24 protein-coding genes and 1 pseudogene are annotated in these 16,856 nt (G+C 59.8%); 14 read left to right on the top strand and 11 right to left on the bottom strand.

The window, feature by feature from the left end; genetic code table 11:
* Nucleotides 1-67 precede the first annotated feature (67 nt).
* The 5 genes from ACZYOF_RS24705 to ACZYOF_RS24685 all read right to left on the bottom strand — a co-directional run bounded on the left by ACZYOF_RS24705 (nt 68) and on the right by ACZYOF_RS24685 (nt 2,977).
* Nucleotides 68-613, bottom strand: a complete 546-nt coding sequence (locus ACZYOF_RS24705) for a hypothetical protein (RefSeq protein ID WP_463331779.1) — start codon at nt 611-613, stop codon at nt 68-70.
* Nucleotides 610-1,068 carry a hypothetical protein gene (locus tag ACZYOF_RS24700; RefSeq protein WP_028167579.1) on the bottom strand — a complete coding sequence of 153 codons (459 nt, stop codon included), beginning with the start codon at nt 1,066-1,068 and terminating at the stop codon, nt 610-612. The genes ACZYOF_RS24705 and ACZYOF_RS24700 overlap by 4 nt, the downstream gene beginning before the upstream one ends.
* Entirely contained in the window at nt 1,065-2,114 is a 1,050-nt protein-coding gene (locus tag ACZYOF_RS24695; RefSeq protein WP_463331780.1) for an MT-A70 family methyltransferase, read from the bottom strand. The genes ACZYOF_RS24700 and ACZYOF_RS24695 overlap by 4 nt, the downstream gene beginning before the upstream one ends.
* A gap of 11 nt (nt 2,115-2,125) precedes the next feature.
* Nucleotides 2,126-2,500, bottom strand: coding sequence for a GapR family DNA-binding domain-containing protein (locus ACZYOF_RS24690; RefSeq protein ID WP_028167580.1), 375 nt, complete (start codon nt 2,498-2,500; stop codon nt 2,126-2,128).
* 72 nt (nt 2,501-2,572) lie between these two features.
* Nucleotides 2,573-2,977 carry a GcrA family cell cycle regulator gene (locus tag ACZYOF_RS24685; RefSeq protein ID WP_394569045.1) on the bottom strand — a complete coding sequence of 135 codons (405 nt, stop codon included), beginning with the start codon at nt 2,975-2,977 and terminating at the stop codon, nt 2,573-2,575.
* Between the two features lie 417 nt (nt 2,978-3,394).
* On the opposite strand from ACZYOF_RS24685, the gene ACZYOF_RS24680 reads away from it, so the two are divergent.
* From ACZYOF_RS24680 to ACZYOF_RS24615, 14 genes and pseudogenes are all read left to right on the top strand, one after another.
* Nucleotides 3,395-4,324: a PD-(D/E)XK nuclease-like domain-containing protein gene (locus ACZYOF_RS24680; RefSeq protein ID WP_463717418.1), complete on the top strand. Its 930-nt coding sequence runs from the start codon at nt 3,395-3,397 to the stop codon at nt 4,322-4,324.
* Complete coding sequence (locus ACZYOF_RS24675; RefSeq protein ID WP_463717417.1) at nt 4,324-5,004, top strand: hypothetical protein; 681 nt, start codon at nt 4,324-4,326, stop codon at nt 5,002-5,004. Before ACZYOF_RS24680 ends, ACZYOF_RS24675 begins: the two co-directional genes overlap by 1 nt.
* Before the next feature lies 1 nt (nt 5,005).
* Nucleotides 5,006-5,188, top strand: coding sequence for a hypothetical protein (locus ACZYOF_RS24670; RefSeq protein WP_463717416.1), 183 nt, complete (start codon nt 5,006-5,008; stop codon nt 5,186-5,188).
* Nucleotides 5,189-5,212: 24 nt separating this feature from the next.
* The gene (locus ACZYOF_RS24665) at nt 5,213-5,665 is read left to right on the top strand and encodes a helix-turn-helix domain-containing protein (RefSeq protein ID WP_028167584.1); all 453 of its coding nucleotides are present in this window, start codon (nt 5,213-5,215) and stop codon (nt 5,663-5,665) included.
* Nucleotides 5,666-5,668: 3 nt separating this feature from the next.
* Nucleotides 5,669-6,013, top strand: a complete 345-nt coding sequence (locus tag ACZYOF_RS24660) for a hypothetical protein (RefSeq protein ID WP_155255466.1) — start codon at nt 5,669-5,671, stop codon at nt 6,011-6,013.
* Nucleotides 6,010-6,348, top strand: coding sequence for a hypothetical protein (locus ACZYOF_RS24655; protein WP_028167585.1), 339 nt, complete (start codon nt 6,010-6,012; stop codon nt 6,346-6,348). The genes ACZYOF_RS24660 and ACZYOF_RS24655 overlap by 4 nt, the downstream gene beginning before the upstream one ends.
* Before the next feature lies 1 nt (nt 6,349).
* Complete coding sequence (locus ACZYOF_RS24650; protein WP_463717415.1) at nt 6,350-6,601, top strand: hypothetical protein; 252 nt, start codon at nt 6,350-6,352, stop codon at nt 6,599-6,601.
* A gap of 4 nt (nt 6,602-6,605) precedes the next feature.
* The gene (locus tag ACZYOF_RS24645) at nt 6,606-6,857 is read left to right on the top strand and encodes a hypothetical protein (RefSeq protein WP_155255467.1); all 252 of its coding nucleotides are present in this window, start codon (nt 6,606-6,608) and stop codon (nt 6,855-6,857) included.
* Nucleotides 6,858-6,859: 2 nt separating this feature from the next.
* Nucleotides 6,860-7,174, top strand: coding sequence for a hypothetical protein (locus tag ACZYOF_RS24640; protein ID WP_028167588.1), 315 nt, complete (start codon nt 6,860-6,862; stop codon nt 7,172-7,174).
* The gene (locus ACZYOF_RS24635) at nt 7,171-7,359 is read left to right on the top strand and encodes a hypothetical protein (RefSeq protein ID WP_028167589.1); all 189 of its coding nucleotides are present in this window, start codon (nt 7,171-7,173) and stop codon (nt 7,357-7,359) included. The genes ACZYOF_RS24640 and ACZYOF_RS24635 overlap by 4 nt, the downstream gene beginning before the upstream one ends.
* Nucleotides 7,356-7,544 carry a hypothetical protein gene (locus ACZYOF_RS24630; protein ID WP_028167590.1) on the top strand — a complete coding sequence of 63 codons (189 nt, stop codon included), beginning with the start codon at nt 7,356-7,358 and terminating at the stop codon, nt 7,542-7,544. Before ACZYOF_RS24635 ends, ACZYOF_RS24630 begins: the two co-directional genes overlap by 4 nt.
* Before the next feature lie 17 nt (nt 7,545-7,561).
* The gene (locus ACZYOF_RS24625) at nt 7,562-7,882 is read left to right on the top strand and encodes a TSCPD domain-containing protein (protein ID WP_028167591.1); all 321 of its coding nucleotides are present in this window, start codon (nt 7,562-7,564) and stop codon (nt 7,880-7,882) included.
* Nucleotides 7,879-8,322, top strand: a complete 444-nt coding sequence (locus ACZYOF_RS24620) for a hypothetical protein (RefSeq protein ID WP_028167592.1) — start codon at nt 7,879-7,881, stop codon at nt 8,320-8,322. The genes ACZYOF_RS24625 and ACZYOF_RS24620 overlap by 4 nt, the downstream gene beginning before the upstream one ends.
* An 85-nt stretch (nt 8,323-8,407) precedes the next feature.
* A pseudogene (locus ACZYOF_RS24615) lies at nt 8,408-8,775 on the top strand (hypothetical protein); the annotation flags it as partial.
* 789 nt (nt 8,776-9,564) lie between these two features.
* Here ACZYOF_RS24615 and ACZYOF_RS24610 read toward each other — a convergent pair.
* The 6 genes from ACZYOF_RS24610 to ACZYOF_RS24585 all read right to left on the bottom strand — a co-directional run.
* The gene (locus tag ACZYOF_RS24610; RefSeq protein ID WP_463717414.1) at nt 9,565-9,984 is read right to left on the bottom strand and encodes a DUF7694 domain-containing protein; all 420 of its coding nucleotides are present in this window, start codon (nt 9,982-9,984) and stop codon (nt 9,565-9,567) included.
* Complete coding sequence (locus tag ACZYOF_RS24605) at nt 9,981-10,157, bottom strand: hypothetical protein (protein ID WP_155255468.1); 177 nt, start codon at nt 10,155-10,157, stop codon at nt 9,981-9,983. The genes ACZYOF_RS24610 and ACZYOF_RS24605 overlap by 4 nt, the downstream gene beginning before the upstream one ends.
* A gap of 1,010 nt (nt 10,158-11,167) precedes the next feature.
* Nucleotides 11,168-11,317, bottom strand: coding sequence for a hypothetical protein (locus tag ACZYOF_RS24600; protein ID WP_165421469.1), 150 nt, complete (start codon nt 11,315-11,317; stop codon nt 11,168-11,170).
* 203 nt (nt 11,318-11,520) lie between these two features.
* Nucleotides 11,521-12,396 (bottom strand): host specificity protein, encoded by an 876-nt coding sequence (locus tag ACZYOF_RS24595; RefSeq protein ID WP_130230645.1) that lies wholly within the window; start codon nt 12,394-12,396, stop codon nt 11,521-11,523.
* 969 nt (nt 12,397-13,365) lie between these two features.
* Nucleotides 13,366-14,193 (bottom strand): YopT-type cysteine protease domain-containing protein, encoded by an 828-nt coding sequence (locus ACZYOF_RS24590; protein ID WP_463717413.1) that lies wholly within the window; start codon nt 14,191-14,193, stop codon nt 13,366-13,368.
* Nucleotides 14,194-16,230: 2,037 nt separating this feature from the next.
* The coding region (locus ACZYOF_RS24585) for an IS630 family transposase (RefSeq protein ID WP_463717412.1) at nt 16,231-16,856 on the bottom strand (626 nt) is incomplete at its 5' end.

The raw sequence follows: 16,856 nt of genomic DNA, 5'->3' as shown, positions 1-16,856 counted from the left end.
GCGCTGAGGTGCATCGTGTCCGAGAGGAAGGCATCGGTCCAAAGCGGCAGCGCGGGAAATTCGGCCATTACGCAATCCTCCGGCGAAAGAGCGGCGACGTTTGTACGGCGAGCCTCGGCTCAAGCAGCGATGCCTGGTAATGCCAGAGCGCGAGCGCATCAGCGGCGTTGTCATCGGCCGGTGCCCAACCGAGCCGATGACATGCATCGATGGTAAGGACCTTCGCCTCTTTGCGTTTGATCCGGTTGGTGCCGAGGAAATGCGCCCGCACGTCGGAGACGCGCGCCTCGCGCACATCGTAGCCACGCCCATAGGTTGCTTCCTCGACGACGACGCAAAGCCCGATCAGCACGCGGATGATGTCGGCGCTGGTGCGGCCTGACATGTGCTGCGGCGTCATCGGCGCTTCGAACACGATCAGCTTGACGTCGGATTCGGTCGCGAGGAAATCGTTCAGCCACTGCCTGCAGCCGGAGAACACAGCGCCCATGCTGGCGCCTTCGCGGGCAAAGCGCACCGAGCCAGAGCGCGGCGTCAAATCGGAGGGATAGCCGCAGGCCCAGCCGGAACGGCTGGCGAGATCGAGCGCGAGGATGCGCGGCGAATAGGTCATTGGACTTCCGCCCTATCGAAGAAGGCGGGTTCCAGTGGCGGCGTGATCGGATTTTGTGTTGACCATCTGAACCACTTACAAACCCAGCCAACGAGTCCGGCCTCGCTGACGTTGACGTTCACATCGCCGCGCTGCGCCTCAAATTCTTTCCAGACTTGGACTTTGTGAATCGGAAAGCTGTTCGGCACCCCCCACAAGTAGACGACGCAAAAACCAACCTTCACCAACGAGCTATGGCTTCTCAATTGCCCGCTCGTCATTTCCCGGTCGGGCACCGTCGTCTCGAACAGGAGATGATGGCCGTACCTCTCGACGTAGCCGTGCTTTTGGACGATGCCCTCGTCATCCAGCAGACCATCAAGGTCGGCAACCCGGATGGCCGTGCCGTTGAAGCACGGTTTCAAAAAATCCCAATCCCAAAGGGCCGCACAGTATTTCACCGGGTCTCGGATCATGCGGCTGCTCCCTCGTCAGCCTCATTCCCCCAAGCGCTCCAACCCGGTCGTGCAACGCCCCGCCGATTCAGTTCGATCTTGGGAACGGTCGGGAAATACTGCTCGATCATCTCAAGAAAGATTTCGGGCTTTGCGGAATGTTCACCGCCACGGGGCGCGTCGATCACAGAGTCCCACTGCGTGCCGAGCGCGGGGCATGGCGGACTACCCTTTGTCCCGATCAGAAGCACTTCGTGAACGCTTCGATTCCAGTATCCAAGGCCCAGGGTTGGTTTGCGCCAGATGTAGTGCGAAGCGTATTCAAAACCCCAAGCTCGCAAGACCTCGATTGCAACATCGAGGTGCTGATTGGTGGACCAGAGAAACAGCACACAGTCATCCGCGGCAATGTCCCCGACCGGGCGCTGCTTGATGTTCTCAATGTCGCTGGTCGTGTAGACGCGGGATGCGTGACGATTCATCCCGGTCTGTTCTGAGTACACTTCGTCGTGCCATTCCGGGTCGGCGAGGATGACGCCAAATTTGGCGTCCGGGAGCGCGGCGATCTTTGCACCAAGCCGTTGCTCCTTATCCGCGCGCCTCGCCTGCGTCGTGGCAATGTCGGTGGTGCGCCGGTCTACAATCTTTGCAGCTTGCGCGCCGCTGATTTCGGGGGGTGCCGGATTTCCGGCAGCTATCTTCTCGGAGGCTTTGGTTTCCTTGGAGTTTTTTTTCGCGACTGCCGGTTTTCCGGCAACGTCCTCATCAATCGTGGACGGATTCACCCCGAGCATCTTCGCAATGCTGCGGTTCGACGTGTCCGGTTGCAGCGCCTTGATCTTCGCCACCATCTTCTTGCGCTCGGCCGCGGCGGCGGTGAGCGTGTCGAGTTTAATGCTGGCGATGAATTTGCTGACATTATCGAAGCCATCACCGATCAGTTTCCAGCGGTCAGCTTCAAGCAATGACTCCAGTTCCTGAAACGCACGTTCCAGCGTGTAACCGGCAACATGGATGCCGGTGGTCAGACGGCCGAAGGCTTGGTTGGCTTGGGCGGTGTCATCCATGGCCGCCCCCATTACTGATACGTCGCGGGGCGGCTTTCAGCGGCGGCGGCCGATGCGGCGCGCCAGAGCGGCAGGTCCTTGACGCCCTCGGCGACCGCGAGCATAGCCAGCACTTGCTGCTGGTCGGCCTCCAGTTCCTCGTAAATCTCGCGGTTCTTCTGCTCGTTGTCGCGGATCTTCACCAGCGAGCGCAATTCCTTGGTCGGAACGCCGCGCGCCTTGGCTTCCTTGTAAACGTTGCTGATCGACTCGCGGATGTTGCGGCACCGCGCCATCGACGAGCCGCGCTCGGAAAGCAAATCGGATTTGTAGCCGTCAATCTTCGCCAGGATTTCCTGCACGAGCTGCGGATCGAAGTCGTTCGCGACTGCTGCTGCCTTGGCCATCGTCTATCCCTGTTGTGATTTGCTGGGCCTCGGCGAGCTTGGGATGTGCTGCGCGGGCCTCGCGTGTTGGCATCAGGGACTCCGGCTATGGTTGAAGTAGGCGAGATAGTGCGCTTGGCACCACGACGCGCCCTTGAGGTGCCGCGCGCCGCAGCGCATGCGAAGACCGTCCGCGCCGCGCTGATCGAGCACGGCGTGACAATGGAAGTCGCGCGCCTTAAGGTAGGAGACCGGCCGCGCCGGTTCGGTCCGGCTCGACAGCGCCTTTGTCCTGGTTTGGGACGCCGTTCGCGCCTTCATGGTGACCGGCCATCCATTCGCGCGTTGCAGCTTCATGCGAACGACCTTGCCGATGACCGCATTGCGAGATCGATGCATCGCCGCAGCGATCACAGACGCCGAATTGCCTGCGCCCCACATCCTTTGCAGGACCGAGACGGCCTCAGAATCCCATGTCGATGTGGCTGGATTGACCATCTGGTGTCATCGTCATGAGCACGATCGATGGTCGTTTTAATTGTCACCAAACGCGACGCGTGTCCATGTTTACACTTGTTCGCCGTTGTTCGATGTCCAGAGAGTTTGTAGCTGCGACGGTTTGACTGCCTCATAAAATATGCAGGCGAACACGCATTAATCCCAGAGGTTGCATCGTGTCCGGAAACTTCATGCGCTGACGTTCGAGCCTGTTGACAACTTGGTTTCGTGAGCGTGGAATCGCAGCACGATTTAGGGCGGTGAGAGCACCAACAGACACGCCCAGCTAACCACGACGGCGTTACTGTTCGCGACCTTTAGCGGGCGGCCCGTATCGGTTCCTCAGACTGGACTTCATTCGCCTTGTCCTCGGCGCGAGGGCGAGGAACGCCCGACGATTGCGCGGGAGGATGGGACATGCAGTCGATTCCTTGGGATGGGAAAACGATAACCGAGCCCGGGATTTATCGCGGCATCCCGCTGACCGACTACCATCGGTTTGACCTCTGCTCGGAGGTCAGCGTGTCCTCGACGATGCTGCGCGGCATCATCGGGGAATCGCCGCGCCACGCCTGGGAAAAATCCAGGCTCAATCCGGATCACGTCGACGATGAAGAGCAGAGCGAGGCGATGGCGCTCGGCCGCTTCCTGCATGCCGCCGTCGCAGCCGAGCCGTTCGAAAGCGATTGCGTCTTCCGTCCCGCGACGATTGCCGGACACCCGTACAACGGGAACCGGAAGGAATGGCGGGAGTGGAAGGCCGAGCAGATTCGGAATCGCAAAACGATCATCACGCCGGAGATGGCGTCGCATGCGAAGGGCCTGATTGTCGCCCTGGGCAGCTTCCCGCTGGTCCAGGCCGGGATGCTCGGTGGCGCCCCCGAACGTTCGCTGATCTGGAAGGACGATCGCGGATTCTGGAAGAAGGCGCGGCCCGACGAGATTCCCAACGCCAGCGGCGACTATGCCGAGATCAAGACGACGCACCCGCCAGTGCTATACCGCAACCTGCAGCGGACGATGGCCGATCGCGGCTACTACCAGCAGGCGGCCATGGTGATCGAAGGCGCCCGCGCGCTCGGCCTTCCGGTGCAATCGTTCACGGTGCTGTTTGTCGAGAACCGGCCGCCCTATTGCGTGCGCGCCTGCACCTTGAAGGACGAGGACATCGCGCGCGGCGATCAGCTCAATCAGCTCGCCTACAGCATGTTCTGGCAGTGCTACCAGGGCGGCGTGTGGCCGGGACCGGGCGACGATCGTGCCGACGCTGAATACATCGACGCGCCCGACTGGTGGCGCAAATCGGTCGATGACCGGGTCAAATTCTCCCTGCGTGAGGCTGCCTGATGAGCGATCAATCCTTTCCCGGCGACCGTCCCATGGAATCCGACCGTCCGCATCCGGAGCGCGTGACGCGCCGCGACCTGGCGGAAGGCAACGCCGAAAAGGTCGTCAACGAGCGCACCGAACAGGTTCTGTTGTTCAAAGGCGGCGGCGGCGTCGACGTCGCCAACCTGCGCGACATGATCGATGAGGCCAAGCTGTTGTCGACCGCTGGCCCGATGATTCCGCCGTGGCTGCAGGGCAATGTCGGTGGCATGTTCGGCGTCTGCATGAAGGCGCACGAGCTGGGCATCTCGGCGCTGACGCTGGCGGGCTGGACCTACATCGTCGAGAACAAGGGCGAGAAGCGCGTCGCCTACGAATCCCAGTTCTTCCATGCCATCATCGAGCAGCGCGCGCCGATCACCACGCGGCTGAACGTCGAATATGAGGGCGAAGGCGACGACCGCCGCTGCAGGGTCTATGCGACCTTCAAGGGCGAGAGGGAGCCGCGCTATTTCCCGCCGCGCAGCGCCGACCCTGGCCAGTTCACGCTGGGCAAGCTGCGGCCGGCGCGCAACGAATACGGCAAGGTCAAGGGGTCGCCGCTCTGGGACCTGAAACCGGATTTGCAGCTGTTTTACAACATGTCGCGCGACTGGGCGCGCATCCGACATCATCGGCGGCATGTACGGCCGCGATGAGATGGAAGACGCCGGATTCGTCGTCGCCAGCGAGACCGCGAAGGACATCTCGCCGCGCCTCGCCGAACGGCTGCGCGGCAATGCACCCGCCATCGGTCAGGCCGCAGTCGCCACGCTCGACGCCTACGCCAATGAGCATGCTGCGAAATCACAGAAGAAGGTGCCATCCGACGCAGGGGGATGAGGCCTGAAAGACGGGGAGGATACTATGGAAGTGATGGCACTGCACGGACGCTTGTTCACCACCAATTACGATTCCCTTTCCCTTGCTCTCGATTGGATCGCGGCGGCGCGGATGCCGTCGCTGACGGGCCATCCGCAGACGGAGCGACCCGCGGAATTCGCGGCCGTCGAGATCAATCTCCTGATCATGGCCGACCGGGCGTTCCGTCGCTATCGCGTTGCACGCCCCTGGAGCAACCAGATCCTCGACGCGATGGGTATCTGCGCCAAGTATTACGGCGTCACGCGGACCGTCCTGCTCAGTGATCGCTCCGACGTCGTCGAGATTCGCCAGAAGGTGATGGCGTTCGTCCGCGTCGTCACCGGCAAGAACTTTCACGAGATCGGCGAGAAGTTCGAGCGCAGCCACTCGGTCGTGATCCATGCCTGCAAGAAGTACGAGCACGCCATCCGGACGGCATTGACGCCGGTCGAGTAGCCGATGAGAAAACTGATGCGCGAGACGATCAAGCTTATTCGGGACTACGGCGGCTCCGACGTTCTTGTAACGCACGGCACCCGCCACACGCGCATCCATTTTACCAGCCGAGACGGCCGGCGTCTGATGCTGCTGATTCCGCAAGGCCATGCCACCAACCGGCGCTTTGTCGCGGGAATCCGTTCGCAGATTCGCCGCCGCATTGAATCGAGCGCTGCAGGAACCGGCGCCCCCGACGCCTGCAGCTCGATCCGAAAGCCCGCTGCTGCCTTAAAGCCCCCAGCCCCCAGGGCGGCAGCGGGCCGAGGATCACCTAAACGCGCCACAACAGGAGCAGACCACCCATGAACCTCGCCAACGAAATTTCAACGATGCAGACCGAGATCGAATCCCTGCGTTCGGAAAACGAGACCTTGAAGCACAACAAGGCAATTCTGGATTTCGAGAATGAGAGCCTGCGCCGTCAGCTCGCCAACGCGAACGCCGACCGCGACGCCATGATGCGCAGGGGTGAAGCGATCAAGAGCCTGCTCGATCAGACTGGCGCGGCTTTGATGCACGGCCTGCAGAAGTTTCACGACACCGAGCGCGAGCTTGACGAGCGCCGCTCGGTCGAAGGCTCCGAAGTCCAGTTCCTGCCGCGCAACGGCGGCAACGGTCAAGCCGCATCAACCGAGCATTGAGATGAAGAACGAGCGACCCAGCGACATCGAAATTGCGCAGGCGATCTGCTGCGGCGAGGTCTGCCGCACCGACACGATGCACTGTCATGCCGGTGATCACTTCATCGAAGCCTATCGCGTGCGCAAGTTGCTGGCTCGCTTCACCCCTGGTCCGGTCCAGCCACCGGAGGCGGTGATGACGATCCCGCCGCGCGGCGAGGATAGGAGCGAGCGAACCGCGCCCCGCCGGAGGCGCCGGACCAAGAAAGGATGACGCCATGCCCTGCGCTCAAGAAGAACAGGACCGGATCGCGGTGAAATTCTCCCAGATCCTTGCCGACGCCGTCGCCGACTGCGCCTTTGTGCCGACCTCGCTCTGCGGCACGTGCCGGACGGTGCTCGCTATCAGCGCCTTGCTCACGGGCGCCGTCAAGATTCACCACGATGCTGGAATCGAAGACGATTTCTGCGATCTCGTGCAGCGGGTCCACGCCGCCTTTATCAAAGCAGAACGCAACTTGGATGCTTGACCATGGCTGATCGCAGCTATCTGGAACGTTTGTCGAAAGAGCTGGCCGAGGCGGGCAAGCTGATCGAGGCCGGTTGGATCGGCTACCGGATCGCGGTCGTGCCGCCGGACGCGCCGCTGGTCCAGCTTGAGGAATGCAAGCTCGCGTTTTTCGCTGGCGCCCAGCACCTATTCCGCAGCCTGATGACGGTTTTCGATCCGGGCGGCGAGGAGCCGACCGAGGCCGACATGCGCAAGATCGACCTGATCGACAAGGAGCTGCGCAGGTTCGCCGAGCAGTGGGAGTTGCAGTTTTCCAAAGCAAAGGGATCGGCATGACCTATCGCGTCATCAACCTTTCCACGGGTGAGATCGAGGCCGAACTGAGCGACTTCGGCATCGCCAAACGGCTTGCCGACAAGATCGCGAACGATGTCGGGCATCGCGAGGTGATCGGCGTGGTCGAGCTGGTGACGCGATACGAAACGCCGCTGGCGGATCAAGAGCATGGAGGATCGCAATGAAGATTCCGAAAGGCGCGGACGTCCAGTTGAAGACCAATGACGGCAACATCGAGCTGCATATCACGGCGGCGATCACCACGCGCTCGCAGGCCGCGGAGCTGATCGGTTGCATCCGGCAGGTATCGGGCGCGCTGGAGGCTGAGAAGCGCGGCCCGCGCAAGCCGAAAGTCGCGGCGGTGGCGTGATGGGAGAGCGCCGGATCTTGCCGCAACGTCGCCGCGCCGAAACATTCGAGATCGAATGGGGCGGCGTCGGTCGCCGCTTTGCAGTGACGCTCGGGTTCTATGACGACGGCGCCCTTGGCGAGGTCTTCATAACCGGCGGCAAATCCGGCGAGGCCGTCGAGGCCATCGCGCGCGACGCGGCGGTGGTGCTCTCGTTGGCGCTGCAGTACGGCGCCGAGATCGAGAACGTGGCGACCGCGATCACCCGCGACGGCGCCGAGACGCCATCCTCGATCCTGGGCGCCGTCGTCGACCAATTGCTGCCGGAGAAGAATCCGGGACAGGAGCCCGCGTCATGACGACGCCTTATGAGAACGCGACCAGCGGCGTCGCCGCTCGCGACGACATCATCAAGGTGTTGCGCCGGGTCGGCTGCGACAGCATCGGCTTCATGGATGATTTCGAAAAGCACGAGCTGTTGCTGGCGTTTCGTCATCGCGGTCGTCAGATGCAGTTGCGCGCCAGCGCCAGCGGCTGGGCCGCGCTGTATCTGAAAGAGCATCCGTACAGCTACCGGATTCGGGGTCGCACCGAGCGCGAGCACCGCGAGCGCGCGCTGGCGCAGGGACAGATCGCGATCAATTCGATCCTGCGCGACTGGGTCAAGGGCCAGATCATGGCGATTGAGACCGGCATCCTGTCGTTCGATGCCGTCTTTCTCCCGTTCATGCTGACCCATGACGGTCGCACCGTATCAGACCGCGTCAACCAGCTCGGATTGTTGGAGGCGCCTGCATGACGCTCGTCTGCCAGGAATGCGGGAAGAGCAAGCCGGCGAGCGGATTCTATCAGCAGCCTCGTCGGCTTCGCCCGATGCCGATCTGCAAGGATTTCTGATCCGCCGCAACATTGCCGACGGCGACTTGGCATTTTACTCCACGTGATGACCAAGGCACGTCCATTCAAAAGCTGGCGTCAGTGGAAGGCGATCGCTGGGCCGTCGAGGACGGCTTGGAAACGACCAAGAACGAGCTTGGTCTTGATCACAAGAAACCCGCTCCTGGCAGGCGGGCATCGCCATGTCTCACAGGGCATGCTTGCCTTCGCCACAATGACCGTCGTCCGTTCTCGTGCCCACACCGCACCAAAGAACGCGATCGCGGCCTCGGCCAAAGCATCGTTCTTGATCCGCTGGTCGAGTACGCATCCGGTGAAGGCCTCACCGGACGGATACCAATTAGGCCGCCAGTAGATTGAGGTCTGGCTGTTCTACGGCCAAATCCCTAGCTTGCGTTGATAGGTGCACTGTTCCGGTTGCCCTCGAGACCGCCGCGGCTCGCGCGCATTCTCGATTTTCTAGCGCAATGCCCAAAGGTGGGCACGGCACCGAGAGCATGCCCGAGTGATTTCGTGCCCTCCTACGCAGCGTTGAAGCATGGGCCCCTTTTCAACTCTCTTCCGTTCCGAGATGCTCGTAGAAGGTCTCACGCGCCTTTCTCGGGAAGAAGACCTCGCGCAACCAAGTGCGCCCACGGCCATTGTCTCCTTCTCGCATGTGGGCAATCGCCGAGTTCCAATGGCGGGAATGTCTTCAGCTTTGGCTTGAAAGCGGTTTGGTTCGCCTCGCGTCAACGGACTTCTCCAGCTGCACTGGCCAAAAACGCCGCCTCACCTGAACCAGCAGCAATAGGCAACCAATGAGACTTATGACAGTAAGGGCCATCATCAAGAGGCAGGCGACGCAGCACAAGGCGGCTATGTCACACGCCGATCGCAACCAGCACGGCACCCAATCGAGCCGTACCATATTCTCCATAGAGCCAGACATATTCGTTTCGGTGGGTGATAAGTGCTTACTGCCGATTGGCGGCTCAACGCTTAAGCAACGTACCTGACGTCAGTCTGACGAGCGTCGCTCGGAGCGGATTTTGCTTTGCCTTTTCTCATCGGCGCAGCTACGAGCTTTGCTCATCATGCCGAAGATGTCTGGACATGCTCACGCACGCCTGCGGGCATCGCTACATCTTCGGCGACGGGGCTTTCACAACAGCGCTCTCATCCGTTCAAATAGGATTGCCGCTTCCGATGGCGCGAGCCCGACGAGGCCGACAAAGCTCGTTGGTGGCATCGGAATTTCTTGACGAGTCGGCTTCCAGAGATGCAGGCAATACCGGCTGTTATTCACGTATTGCGAATGAGGTGGGTGCAGCTGCATCACGCACTCCTCTTCATCCCAAAACAGGTCTTTGACGAAGCACATCTCTTCCCAGTTCGGACAACGTCTAGGCGTCGAGACGGAGACATGCTCCCACCCTGGGCGAACAAATCCGACTATCCTGAGTTTGCAGCCACAAGGCCCCTGAACAAAAAACAGGCCGCAAGGACCTGATCCCGGCGCGCTAGCAAATTCGCCGTATCGCACGCGGCCGGCCTCGAGTTTTTCAAGAACTTGTGCTCTCACGTTCCCTCCTTTGCCTCGCGAATGGCTTTGAAATCGACGTAGACCACCTTGTTCTCTGGCTCCCTCGTCGCCTCCAGCCAGCGCTGCTGCGCAGCGTCCGAGTGCCATGCTCGCCCGTGCATTGTCTGCTGAAATTCGAACAAACTGCTGAGCAAACCGTAGATGTAGATCATCTCTCTTCTTCCGCTTCCAATGCCGGCAACCGGGCGCTCGGTTTTCCTTGAGCCGGTAAAGCACCTCCACTGCGAGGCCCGGACAAGCTTTCCAAAGGATGCTTTCTAACCTGCAATTTTGGTTTCAGCACCAGACCTTTGCTTTTCTACCTCACCACATTCCTAATCGTTCCCGCAGCATGCCGCGAAGCTGCGGCCGAGGGCTCGCCTCGCGACGAGCCTAGGGATCCGTCGGCCGCGCACCGTCGGAAACGGCTCCTCTTCCACTAAAGTCACGGCCAGGCTACGGAGTGAGCCGCGTCAAGGCCCACGTAATAGGCCACCGTTTCAAAGCTTGACCCCGCGCTGGTCAAGGTCATCGAATTTAGGATTCTGATTGCCAATCGTGGCGCGATCGATCACGGCGAAGAAGCTTTCGCACGTTCACCAAGCATCTCGCCATCTTGCACCATGAGTCTCAAATCGGCCTAGGCCTTCAAAAGGCGGTTCGCTGTGCGACTTTCTATCGACTGATCTCCCATCATCGCTGCTGCCAAGAACGGGGTATGCCAGGCGACACTTCACCATCATGCTCTTTGAGACACTGATTGGGGTTATCCCGCGAACGGCCGATGTGGCTCCCATCACGCGGGTGTTTTTTCATCGATATAGAGCCAGACTGCTTCCATCGCTTGCTCCTCAGATACCCTTCCGCACCACCACAATGGGCCATGGTCTGTGCCTGCCGTCTTCGTCGATGATCGTCAGGCGGAAGTCCATAGCGCGCCGACTTAATGTTATTGAAGCGCAGATCGCATAGGCGACCGCGACATTCGGCTTGGCCCGTTGCTCGGTCAGGGGGGCACACCTCATTAGATCGTCCCGCCAAGCGCCCTGCAAGAATCACGCAACTGGCCCAATCGGCTCATCATATGATTCGACATGCGCCAACCAGGACAGCTGTAGCAGTCTCAGATCACTTCGTGACCGCGCGTGTAGGATGCTGCTTACACAAAAGCTCCCGGTTGCCACTAAACGCCAGCTTGAATACGCCATTCAAAGACGATGAAAACAACTTGATGATCAATCACGATAAGCATCAAGAATCGTTTGGCGACTTCGTCGGCGCTGCGCACGATGCTTGTGGAGCGTTCAAATCCCAGAGAGTTGCCAATGACCAAAAGGCAGCTCAGAGCAGCTGACTAGCAATTCAAAGAAGTTGCTCTGCCTGCGAATTCGGGAACCGCCGCCGCTTCTAATTTATTTCTGCTCGCGCGCCGCAACGAGAGCACACCCGCGCGTGCCGGGTGCTCCCGTTGCAGCGTCGCCTTGGCCCCGGTGCGTGCCGGTATGAGAAGTCAAGCTGCACCCGGCGCGACTTCTGCTAGCCGGTCCCCGGGCCTAAATTGAGCCGGTCGAAGTACCAAGAAGGATCGTCCCCAGATGAATCCGTTTCGATGTATTCTTCGCCCGAATATTCCTCGACACTTCCTTCGTTTTCCTCATCGCTACTCTCAGCTTTGGAGAGATATAGGCGAGGCTTGTCCACCCGCTGCCATTTTCCCTCCTCGTTCAGCGTCCACTTGTCGGGATGCTGCCTAGGGTCAAGCACATATTCATTGTCATCTTCATTGTCACCAACGCGAACAAAACCCATCTGCTCTAGACGGGGCTTCACCTCATCCGTGGCAGGACGCGACATGACCAACGCCCGCTTACCGTCAAGCCGAAGTTGGTGTTCCAGCAGAACATCGCCTGCGTTCTCAACGAGCGGATGAGTAACCCGGAGATCGACAACGGACGAGACGTGTTTCCGCCCAGGAAAGTGCTGCTCCCACGCCTCTCCTCCCATGCGACGTCGACCTTCGGTTTTTAGAAGCCCGACACTCTTGTCACCCAATTGATAGCTGAAATATCGCGCCTGGTCCGAATCCTGTACGGTGGATCCGGCTCTGGCGACCATCGCTGTGCGCTCAGCTTTTTCGGAAACGAAATCCGAGTACTCTTGCGGATTATTGGCCATGTGCTTGATGTCGTTACCATAGAAATTTCTCAGTTCTTGCCTGAACGACTCCCTGTCGATCTCATCGATGGGAGGTTCTGAAACGAGGGAGTACGGCCGTGCCACCCCCGAGGAGGAACCAGGGGCCGTGTCTGCAAGCGTTTCGGTAAACCTCCCGCCATCTGCTGACAGCTCCGATTCATCGGCTTGGCTCGCGCTTGGAAATTGGCTGGAAGAACCAGTGATTCTGTTATACACGACGTTTGGTCTCCTATCGCAAAAGTTGCACCGTACTGGCCTGCTCGAGTCCTGTGGACAGTGATAGGCGCGCGAGCTGACAATAAGCTGACGCACAGAGGGGGCGCGGTGCTCACGCTTTGCAAGGCGAGGGGCAGCGCATTTTCCCCGCGGCTGGCCTTTTCTACGGCTATGCTTATTCCGCTTCGCGGCTAAGGTGCCATACCTTGTTACGCGAGCGAGCCGAGATCTCGGGTTCTTTAGAAGAATTACAGCCCTACCCTTGATATTGCCGCGGCCCACCATCACAACACCGTTTCACAGCTTTCCGGGCTCGATGATGCGGCCCTCGCTTGCTGATTTCAAGGCGATGCAGAACTTGCCGGCCGCGGACTTTGGTGGGGTAGCTAGGTTGAGCCACGGCTTTATCGTGGTTTCATTCGGTTGCAGCGGCGTCCGCCCGGCTGTTCAGACGATGCAAGCGCGCATCTTTAAGGAGGTCCGACGTGTAACCTCTATTCCGTTACGACCAACCAGTCGGCCATCGCCCTGACGGTTTCGCGTGATCGATCGCTATGTCGGCGACCTGCCGGCGATGACAGGCGCATTAGCCGGTGATCCGGCATCGGTCGCAACACGGATACCCGGCTTGAGATCGTGCTGAACACCTGTGGCGTCCGACGTTCACGGAGCGCACATTCTGATGCGCAGGGCCTCGTTCAACTCGATCGCCAATCGTCCTCCACGAGACATCCCGTGTCGCCCGCTCCGTCAGCAGTCTCGCGGAACACCTCGCATCAGAAGTAGGAGCCGACTGGTCGGGTTGACCCCGCTTGGAGCATCTTTGGCGGCCGAGATCCGGGACATCCTCGAACACCTTGAGGCGGCCATGACGGCCCCAAGGGGACAACAGCCGGAATAGCCAATGTCAGCACGACCGACTCGTTCGCCACGAGAAGGCATTAGTCGCCAGCGGCCTTCAGGCCCGACTCAGTACATCTTTTGTGTGGTGACTGTCGATAAATGCCGCCCGTTGGGAGGATTCCTGTAACGATTGGCGAGGCTTTGGAACAATGACCCCATCTGGTCTGATGGAACAGTAAATTCTCCATAGTTAGGGTCGAAGAGCGTGGTTGTTCCATTCGACGCCGACGTCGCAACTGTGTGTGCGCCGCCTTCGGCGAAATACAAACTCAGCAAATACTTCGATCCGTCGCCGGTAATTTTGTCCAGCACGCGCGAGAACCTCGAGGGCTCGCCGAATCCGTATTTGCTCTCTCTTCCGGACGGTGCCAGGCCCGCTTCCCGCAAAATGGTGTTTTGTGCCTCAAGGTCGGCCTGAGAAGCTCCTGCTCCCTCACTTCGCAACCGATCCTTGAGGTCCTGATACTGCTGCTGCCGCTCAGCCGCTGAGTGGTGCCCTTCTGATTCCGGCATGAGCGCATCCATTCGGGCTGACGGGCTGCCGCTCAGATTGCGGAGCCACTCCGCAGTCAGCCCAACGCAGATGCCGTCTACATTCGCCTGAGGCAATTCGACCGTCCTGTATTCAAACAGCGGCCTGGGTGGAGGGGATGTAGTGGAGCTGGAAGAGGTTGAACTGTGAAAATCTGCATCCGAGGTATGTGGCTTACTGGCGCAGAGCCCCATTTTGTCGGGCAACTCCCAGGCGAATGAAGACGTTTCGAGCTCCACGATACGAGGTTGGGAAACGAGCGAGTACGGCTGTGTTGGCGCCAATGACAAACCAGCATGGGGATCCGGCGCCGCTCGGGACGGCAGGCCCGCAAGTGTTTCGGTAAAGCTGTCGCTGTCCACCGACTGCCTCGGTTCGTCAGCTTGGCTGGCGCGTGTGGATGAGCCACTAATTCGATTATCCATGGCGGTTCGCGTTCCCTTCGACGTAAGTCTCTCCCGAGTGCGTCGGGCTGCTTAGGCGGTGCTGCGAATGTTACTCAGACAAGCTGATCACAAGCTGACGGGCGCAGGTGTTACGCAGAGCACGAGGAAGGGCCCTGCGAGCAGCGCCATATAACCCAAGATCCGTGATCATGACGCGCAGGGCATGTCACTCTTCTTCAGCAGTTTACACAGCAGGCGTTTGGCCGCTTTACGATCCCGGCTCTCGACCAGAACATCATCCATCTCCGTCCGGGCACGTCGGCTTCACCACCTCCCTCGCCCTCGTGATCGCGTGGGCGCATCTCTTTTGATTTTCGATTGGCAAGGCAATTGTCAGGTCACCGGCATTGCCGTCTTAAGGACACGAGACCTCCGACGCCACGTTAGTACTTGCGCTCGGCACCACCGGCTCGCGCGCGGGGCGATTTTGGCGCTCATCACGAGTTTCTCCTTCCATTCGTTATGGCTCAAAGATGGAATGGACGTATTCGCCCAGCTCAAACGCGTTAGGCTGCCGCCTCGTGACACGTCAACACCGTCAAGCCGCTGATCACGAAAGTCGCCGGGATCGATGCCGCAGGTGGGCCGTGAATTCCCTATCCGCCGGAACACGATTCTGCATCTAATGGTCGCCGACTTAGCCCAGTCGGGGAGTACGCGTCAGGAGCATCGTCCAGTGAATCTGGGCAGCACGGTATATTCCGGAAACCGCCGATTAGATGTTATCGCTTCCACTCTTCGGCGGAGCGATATGAAATCGAACTCGCTCCGACCACGGCTGGCATCACCTTCTCACATCTTATGTTCGACAGGCCTGCCGCGCAGGATGCTTCATCATACTCACCGGGTCAACACCGAGCGATAGCAAGAGCGATCGCGAACGCTAGCGCAGCATCGCTGTTGGCCGGTCCTGTATTCAGGAAACTCCCGGACCGCCATGAGCTTGCGCAGCCACTCAACTGCCACAGCGTTCATGTTCGCCAGCTGCCAGCGGATTTGCAAAATGCGCGCTGGCGATGCGGACCGTTCAGTAGGGAACGGTGAATTGTCTAGGTAGTCCAAGTCGGCTGGGCCGGAGTGCTTCCGCCCAACCAAGTTGGCTCAGCCACCACAGATCTCAGGCCTGACGTGTAAGCCTAACGAACCCTCCTTCCTTTAGCTCGGCGTTATAAAGCTTGCCGTCGAGCGAAATGGTTGTTGGGTGGTCTGCGGTTGGCATGAGCCCCTGTTCACGCAGCTTTTCAATAAGCGCCAGGGGGGCCCATTGCTCCGGGAGAGGCGCACGATGGCGTCGGGTCTCAACGAAGAACGCTCCGAAATCTGGCGCCCCCGTCGACCCGACTCGCAGCATTTGAGCTTCCGGTGGGTTATGAATGAGGCGTACGCCCTGAGACGGGACCAACGCGGCCGTGTAGCGGTGACCTCGGATCTCGTAGCTCACCGTCGGCTGCTCCGAGTCTGGCAGGAGACCGTGGTGGGTCAGTTTCTCGATCATTGGGAGCGGGGCGACTTGGGAGCCGTGCGAAAACATTTCAGGAGCGGCCCATGAGACATCATATACGGTCTCCTCTGGCTCGCTAGATGAGGACGGCCCGGCTTCATTGATCACTCGACTAAATAGGTCATGATCTTCTTGAGTCCACTCGTAGGCGCTTGGGGACCCTGGAGGCCCAGCACCGTCGATCCGATTGTCCATACAGCTCTCCTATTGGTTGGAACATGGGTTCAAAACCGCCAGAGCTTTCGCTGGATTCGTCACCAGTTGACGCATGGGCGGCATCCGTGGTCAAGAAACCACGTTCTCATGTTAAGGAGCTTAGCTTTCAGGAAACTGACGAGTTTCGGCCGGACACAGTTGTACCCGCGCCCAAGTTCCCAACTCAAATGCGATGCCGCCAAGCCCACCCTCGTTGAGGGCCTTTTTCGTTTCGCTCCCTTTACTAGTACCCGGAATCAGAGCTGAGTGATACGGCGCCCTGTGAAGCGGCGTTGACGGACCTTTTTCTTGGTCCAGACGAAGGGCTCGGCTTTGTCGTTGTACGCGTTGACGTAGGCATCGATGTGTTCCTGAAGCTGGGTGAGGCTAGTGAAGGAGGTGCCGCTGAGCGACTGGCCCTGCAAGATCGAGAACCATACCTCGACCTGATTGAGCCAGGACGCGCTTGTCGGCGTGAAATGAAACTCCACGTTGGGGTGGGCCTTGAGCCAGGGCTCGTTCTTCTTGTGGGTGTTGAGGTTGTCGAGGATGACGTGAAGCTTTCGGCCCGGAAAGGCCGCGGTGACGCTGTTCATGAAATCGAGAAACTCGACGCGGCGGCGACGTTTTGAATGCGTCGCGATGATCTTTCCGGTGGCGACCTCAAGCGCCGCAAACAGCGTTGTCGTGCCATGCCGCTTGTAATCGTGGCTCTGGCCGGTCAAGGCGCGGCCATTGGGCAACTTCAGATAACCCTGCGCTCGCTCCAAGGCCTGGATCGAGGGCTTCTCGTCCACGCATAGCACAATGGCCTTCGCGGGCGGGGCGACGTAGAGGCCAACAACATCGGCGGCTTTGGCCGTAAAGTTCGGGTCGTTGCTCT

It is taken from the genome of Bradyrhizobium sp. LeoA1Lang (assembly GCF_055413685.1).
The sequence above is the reverse complement of the archived record's forward strand: the minus strand, read 5'-3'. Positions and strand labels throughout refer to the sequence as shown.

What these genes read in the sequence shown, in the direction of transcription:
- ACZYOF_RS24635 (WP_028167589.1), top strand. Translation starts at nt 7,171, where the DNA reads ATGACCTATCGCGTCATCAACCTTTCCACGGGTGAGATCGAGGCCGAA.
- ACZYOF_RS24650 (WP_463717415.1), top strand. Translation starts at nt 6,350, where the DNA reads ATGAAGAACGAGCGACCCAGCGACATCGAAATTGCGCAGGCGATCTGC.
- ACZYOF_RS24680 (WP_463717418.1), top strand. Translation starts at nt 3,395, where the DNA reads ATGCAGTCGATTCCTTGGGATGGGAAAACGATAACCGAGCCCGGGATT.
- ACZYOF_RS24640 (WP_028167588.1), top strand. Translation starts at nt 6,860, where the DNA reads ATGGCTGATCGCAGCTATCTGGAACGTTTGTCGAAAGAGCTGGCCGAG.
- ACZYOF_RS24685 (WP_394569045.1), bottom strand. Translation starts at nt 2,977, where the DNA reads ATGGTCAATCCAGCCACATCGACATGGGATTCTGAGGCCGTCTCGGTC.
- ACZYOF_RS24660 (WP_155255466.1), top strand. Translation starts at nt 5,669, where the DNA reads ATGAGAAAACTGATGCGCGAGACGATCAAGCTTATTCGGGACTACGGC.
- ACZYOF_RS24695 (WP_463331780.1), bottom strand. Translation starts at nt 2,114, where the DNA reads ATGGATGACACCGCCCAAGCCAACCAAGCCTTCGGCCGTCTGACCACC.
- ACZYOF_RS24690 (WP_028167580.1), bottom strand. Translation starts at nt 2,500, where the DNA reads ATGGCCAAGGCAGCAGCAGTCGCGAACGACTTCGATCCGCAGCTCGTG.
- ACZYOF_RS24670 (WP_463717416.1), top strand. Translation starts at nt 5,006, where the DNA reads ATGGAAGACGCCGGATTCGTCGTCGCCAGCGAGACCGCGAAGGACATC.
- ACZYOF_RS24705 (WP_463331779.1), bottom strand. Translation starts at nt 613, where the DNA reads ATGACCTATTCGCCGCGCATCCTCGCGCTCGATCTCGCCAGCCGTTCC.
- ACZYOF_RS24675 (WP_463717417.1), top strand. Translation starts at nt 4,324, where the DNA reads ATGAGCGATCAATCCTTTCCCGGCGACCGTCCCATGGAATCCGACCGT.
- ACZYOF_RS24655 (WP_028167585.1), top strand. Translation starts at nt 6,010, where the DNA reads ATGAACCTCGCCAACGAAATTTCAACGATGCAGACCGAGATCGAATCC.
- ACZYOF_RS24630 (WP_028167590.1), top strand. Translation starts at nt 7,356, where the DNA reads ATGAAGATTCCGAAAGGCGCGGACGTCCAGTTGAAGACCAATGACGGC.
- ACZYOF_RS24645 (WP_155255467.1), top strand. Translation starts at nt 6,606, where the DNA reads ATGCCCTGCGCTCAAGAAGAACAGGACCGGATCGCGGTGAAATTCTCC.
- ACZYOF_RS24620 (WP_028167592.1), top strand. Translation starts at nt 7,879, where the DNA reads ATGACGACGCCTTATGAGAACGCGACCAGCGGCGTCGCCGCTCGCGAC.
- ACZYOF_RS24665 (WP_028167584.1), top strand. Translation starts at nt 5,213, where the DNA reads ATGGAAGTGATGGCACTGCACGGACGCTTGTTCACCACCAATTACGAT.
- ACZYOF_RS24605 (WP_155255468.1), bottom strand. Translation starts at nt 10,157, where the DNA reads ATGATCTACATCTACGGTTTGCTCAGCAGTTTGTTCGAATTTCAGCAG.
- ACZYOF_RS24700 (WP_028167579.1), bottom strand. Translation starts at nt 1,068, where the DNA reads ATGATCCGAGACCCGGTGAAATACTGTGCGGCCCTTTGGGATTGGGAT.